The organism is Agrobacterium sp. MCAB5, assembly GCF_052114365.1.
GTDB lineage: Bacteria > Pseudomonadota > Alphaproteobacteria > Rhizobiales > Rhizobiaceae > Agrobacterium > Agrobacterium tumefaciens.
Genome location: NZ_JBFREP010000131.1, coordinates 1 through 631 on the forward strand (window position 1 = coordinate 1; position 631 = coordinate 631).

At 48.7% G+C, this 631-nt stretch carries 1 protein-coding gene; it reads left to right on the forward strand.

The features are described 5' to 3' along the window. Window positions 1–342: 342 nt before the first annotated feature. Window positions 343–631: PH domain-containing protein (locus AB4Z23_RS27780; protein WP_441361215.1), on the forward strand; the 289-nt coding region annotated here is incomplete at its 3' end.

The window sequence follows — 631 nt, forward strand, 5'->3', positions numbered from 1 at the left end:
CGCCGCATGCGCTCGATCGCGCAAGGCTATACCGGCAACATGTGCTCGGAATGCCAGAACTTCACGATGGTGCGCAACGGCACCTGCGAGAAGTGCGATACTTGCGGTGCGACGAGCGGTTGCAGCTGAGCCAACGGCTTTGATAGCATAAAATCTAATCTTTCCAGGCGCTTAGGCGCCTGGAAATTGATGACGAGAACAAAAAGTGAATATCGCAGTATTCATTTGGTGGCATGCCCGTCGATCCTTCTTCAGACATGTCCAACTCGGCAAACGATGCTTTGTTATTGAACCCAACTTCCGACGTATTGGTTATCGCGAGATATTAGAGGTAGAAAGCAAGTGGGTTTATTCGATGGAATTTTGGGTCATGGTACAACCGTGGACCCGAGAGAACTTGAAAAACGTCTAAGCGGTGTCCTTATTGACGGTGAGCAACCAAAACTCGCTTTCAAGCTAATTCGCGATTTTTTCGTTTTCACTCAGCATCGCGTCATACTTGTCGATATCCAAGGTATTACGGGCAGCAAAGTCGACTATATGTCCATTCCGTACAAAGCTGTCACTCGCTTCTCCGTCGAGACAGCAGGAACATTCGACTTGGATGCGGAACTTAAAACCTGGGTATCTG